Origin of the sequence: Leifsonia sp., from assembly GCF_051955155.1 — a bacterium.
In the GTDB taxonomy this organism is placed as follows: domain Bacteria; phylum Actinomycetota; class Actinomycetes; order Actinomycetales; family Microbacteriaceae; genus Leifsonia.
Window position 1 is genome coordinate 1 of sequence record NZ_JBQCGZ010000162.1, and the last position, 3,990, is coordinate 3,990.

Here is a 3,990-nt window from a genome sequence, read left to right on the forward strand (position 1 = left end):
GGCCAGCGCGCCGCCGACCTGCGGGCCGTGGCCCGCGACGGCCGCCGCGCCCGGGCGCACCTGCTCGAGGCCAACCTGCGCCTGGTCGTCTCGCTGGCCAAGCGCTACACCGGCCGCGGCATGCTCTTCCTCGACCTGATCCAGGAAGGCAACCTGGGCCTGATCCGAGCAGTCGAGAAGTTCGACTACACCAAGGGCTACAAGTTCTCGACGTACGCGACCTGGTGGATCCGTCAGGCGATCACGCGTGCGATGGCCGACCAGGCGCGTACCATCCGCATCCCGGTGCACATGGTCGAGGTCATCAACAAGCTCGCCCGCGTCCAGCGCCAGATGCTGCAGGACCTCGGCCGCGAGCCCACTCCGGAAGAGCTGTCGAAGGAACTCGACATGACCCCGGAGAAGGTCATCGAGGTGCAGAAGTACGGTCGCGAGCCGATCTCGCTGCACACCCCGCTCGGCGAGGACGGCGACAGCGAGTTCGGCGACCTCATCGAGGACACCGAGGCGGTCGTCCCGGCCGACGCGGTCGGCTTCACCATGCTGCAGAAGCAGCTGGAGAGCCTGCTGGACTCCCTCTCCGAGCGCGAGGCGGGCGTGATCCGCATGCGCTTCGGGCTGGGCGACGGGATGCCGAAGACGCTCGACCAGATCGGCGACACCTTCGGCGTGACGCGCGAGCGGATCCGTCAGATCGAGTCGAAGACGATGGCGAAGCTGCGCCACCCGTCCCGCTCGCAGTCGCTGCGCGACTACCTCGAGTAAACCTGTGCGCTACCGATTGGCGGTCATCGCCGGCCGCCTCGCCCGCTGGCTTCTGCGCCTGCGGGGAGGCGGCTCCGCGGTGCCGGGCAGGGTCGCGCTCGCGATCGCCCCGAAATTCCTCGAACGTGCCGTCTCCCAGCTCCCGCTCGGTGTCGTCTTCGTCTCCGGATCCAACGGCAAGTCGACGACGACGAACATGCTCACGGCCATTCTGCGCGAGCACGGCCTGAACGTCTTCACCAACCCCTCCGGAGGCAACCTCCCGCAGGGCATCGCCTCGGCGCTGCTCGCGGACGTGCCGCTGGACGGCTACGTGCGCGGCGACGTCGGCGTGATCGAGGTGGACGAGGCCTACGGCGTCGACCTGGCGACCGTCCTGAAGCCGCGCGGCTCGCTGCTGCTGAACGTGCAGATCGACCAGCTCAACCGGTTCTTCGAGCCGACGCGCGTGATCGGGATGCTGCGGACGATCGCGGAGCGCTCGTCCGAGTTCGTCGTGGTGAACGCCGACGACGACAGCCTCGCCCGGGTCGGCGCGGAGCTGGCCGGCGCGGGCCGCGATGTGTCGACGTTCGCCGTCGCGCCGTCCATCATCGAGTCCTCCCCGAACGGCCTCGCGAACGTGAAGGACCTCTCCGGCGTCGCCGCCGGCGCGCTGCCGGTCCCCGCGGTGTTCGTCTCCAAGCTGGAGACCCAGAGCGCGGAGCTCACCATCGGCGGTGAGCCGGTGCGCATCGGCCTGCCCGCCCGCGGCCTGCACTACGCGGTGGACGCGGCGGGCGCGACCGCGATGGCGAGGCGCCTGCTCGGCGACCGGTTCCGGCCGAACGCCGTGGTCGCGGCCATGGGCGCGCTGCGCACGGTCTACGGCCGCGGCGAGACGCTGCGCGTCGGCGACGAGGACATCGAGATCATCATGATGAAGAACCCGCCGAGCCTGCAGCTGAACCTCGACTACCTGAGCGAGGCGCCGGAGCAGGTGTTCGTCGCGGTGGACGAGGGCACGCCCGACCCGTCCTGGGTCTACGACATCGACCTGTCCAAGCTCGAGCACGTCGACATCGTCTCCGGCACGAAGGCCTGGCAGTTCGCCACCCGGTTCGCGTATGCCGGGATCGACGTCGACCAGGTCGTCCCGGAGCTGAAGCCGGCCCTGCAGGGCTTCCTGGCGCTGCCGAAGCCGTCGCGCGGCACCAAGACCATGATCGTCAACTACGAGCAGATGATGCTGATCCGCAAGCAGCTCGGCTTCCTCGACCTGGAGGGCGGCGAGCGATGAGCGTCCTGCGCATCCTGCACCTGTACCCGCGCGAGCTGGGGATCAACGGCGACGCCGGCAACGTGCTCGCGCTCACCGAGCGCTCGCGCTGGCGCGGCATCGAGACGGAGGTGGTCGCGCACGCCCCGGGCGGCGAGCTGCCCGCGAGCGTGGACATCATCCACATCGGGTCCGGCCCGCTGTCCGGTCAGCGCGCGGTGCACGAGGACGTCCTGCGCATCGCCCCGCGGCTCCGCGAGTGGGCGGAGGCGGGCATCCCCGTCCTCGCGATCGCGGGCGGCTGGCAGCTGCTCGGCACCGAGCTGACGACGGCGGAGGGCGAGCGGCTCGCCGGGGCCGGGGTGTTCCCGACCCGCGCGGAGCTCGGAGCGACGCGGCACGTGGACGAGGTCGTCGTCCGGATGCCGGACGGCACGGCCGTCGCCGGGTTCGAGAACCACTCGGCCACCACCGTGCTCGACGGCGCGGAGCCGCTCGGCCGCATCCAGCACGGCTTCGGGAACGGCGACGGCACGGAGGGCGTGGTGCGCGGGGCGTCTATCGGGACGCACCTGCACGGTCCCGTGCTGCCAATGAACCCGGTGCTCGCCGACCGGATCCTGAGCGCAGCGCTCCGCTCGGAGCTGCCGCCGGTCGCGGAGACCGAGCGCGTCGACCGCTACGCCACGAACGCGCGCCGCGCGATCGCGGACCGGGTGGGCGTGGGGCTCTGAGCCGCGCGACGCTGGCGCGGACGCTCGGCGTCTCCGCTCAGCCGACGTAGACGCGGGGAACCCGGGAAGCCACGCCGGTGACCATCTCGTCCGCGATGGTCTCTGCCCAGTCCGCGTACTTCTCCGCGGTGACCTCGCCGGAGGAGCCGGGGCCGAACAGCACGGCGGTGTCGCCGACGGCGACCCGGATGGGGCCGGCGTCGACGAGCATCCGGTCGGCCTCGACGGCGATGACCGGGCAGCGCCGGCCGTTCACGAGCACGGACGTCTTGGCGATGCCGAGCGTCGGAACGCCGTCGCCGTAGCCGATCGCGAGCCGTACGTGCGTCGTTCCGCCGACGTGCACCTCGGTGACCGGGGCCTCCAGGCGCATCACCGGGATGAGCCCGAGCTCGGCGCCGGTGCTGTCGTCGAACGGCGAGAACCCGTAGGCGGCGATGCCGAGGCGCACGAAGTCGAAGCGGGCCTCGGGCATCCGGATGCCGGCCGAGCTCGCCGCCAGGTGCAGCGCTTCGAAGCGCGCGCCGTGCCGCTCGGCCTCGGCGACCGCGTCGCGGAACTCCGCGAGCGCCGCCTCGTCGTCCTCGATGGACGCGTCGGCCAGGTGCGACCACGCGGCGCGCACGCGGACGACGCCGCGCTCCTGCAGCGCGAGCGCCACATCCACCAGGCCCGGCCACTCGGCGCGGGTGGCGCCGTTGCGGCTGAGGCCGGTGTCCACCTTCAGGTGCACGACGGCGGGACGGTCGGCCCCGGCGGCCGCGATCGCCTCCAGCTGCCAGACCGCGGAGATGCCGAGCTCGATGTCCGCCTCGATCGCGGCGCGCCAGTCGGTGTCGGCGCCGTGCAGCCAGGCGAGCACCGGAACGGTGATACCGGCTCTGCGCAGCACCAGGCCGGCCGGGACCTCGAGCACCGCGAGGGAGGTCGCTCCGGCCTCGAGTCCGGCCTCCGCGATCGGGAGCAGCCCGTGGCCGTAGGCGTCCGCCTTGACGGCGAGCATCGTCTCCGCGGGGGCGAACTGCCGGCTGAGGTGCCGGACGTTGTGGCGCAGCGCGGCCAGGTCGATGACGGCACGGGGGAGCGGCTCGGCGACGGCGTCAACGATGGTCATGCGGCCGGCCTCTCGTACACGCGCTCGATGCGGCGACCGAGCCTGCTGGTGATGACGGGCGCGGGGGCCGCGCGCCCGGGCGGCCCCCCCCGGGCGGGGGGCGGGCGCGCCCCCCCCCC

4 protein-coding genes are annotated in these 3,990 nt (G+C 72.5%); 3 read left to right on the forward strand and 1 reads right to left on the reverse strand.

Features of this window, described 5'->3' with window-relative positions; translation table 11 throughout:
* The 3 genes from ACTHMF_RS17425 to ACTHMF_RS17435 all read left to right on the forward strand — a co-directional run.
* The coding region (locus ACTHMF_RS17425; RefSeq protein ID WP_440319365.1) for an RNA polymerase sigma factor at nt 1-765 on the forward strand (765 nt) is incomplete at its 5' end.
* A gap of 4 nt (nt 766-769) precedes the next feature.
* The gene (locus tag ACTHMF_RS17430; RefSeq protein ID WP_440319367.1) at nt 770-2,044 is read left to right on the forward strand and encodes a MurT ligase domain-containing protein; all 1,275 of its coding nucleotides are present in this window, start codon (nt 770-772) and stop codon (nt 2,042-2,044) included.
* The gene (locus ACTHMF_RS17435) at nt 2,041-2,757 is read left to right on the forward strand and encodes a type 1 glutamine amidotransferase (protein WP_440319369.1); all 717 of its coding nucleotides are present in this window, start codon (nt 2,041-2,043) and stop codon (nt 2,755-2,757) included. Before ACTHMF_RS17430 ends, ACTHMF_RS17435 begins: the two co-directional genes overlap by 4 nt.
* A 37-nt stretch (nt 2,758-2,794) precedes the next feature.
* On the opposite strand, the gene alr is transcribed toward ACTHMF_RS17435, so the two are convergent.
* Nucleotides 2,795-3,871, reverse strand: a complete 1,077-nt coding sequence (alr, locus tag ACTHMF_RS17440) for an alanine racemase (protein WP_440319370.1) — start codon at nt 3,869-3,871, stop codon at nt 2,795-2,797.
* Nucleotides 3,872-3,990 lie beyond the last annotated feature (119 nt).

Coding starts and splice junctions, on each gene's coding strand:
- ACTHMF_RS17435 (WP_440319369.1), top strand. CDS start 2,041: ATGAGCGTCCTGCGCATCCTGCACCTGTACCCGCGCGAGCTGGGGATC.
- alr (WP_440319370.1), bottom strand. CDS start 3,871: ATGACCATCGTTGACGCCGTCGCCGAGCCGCTCCCCCGTGCCGTCATC.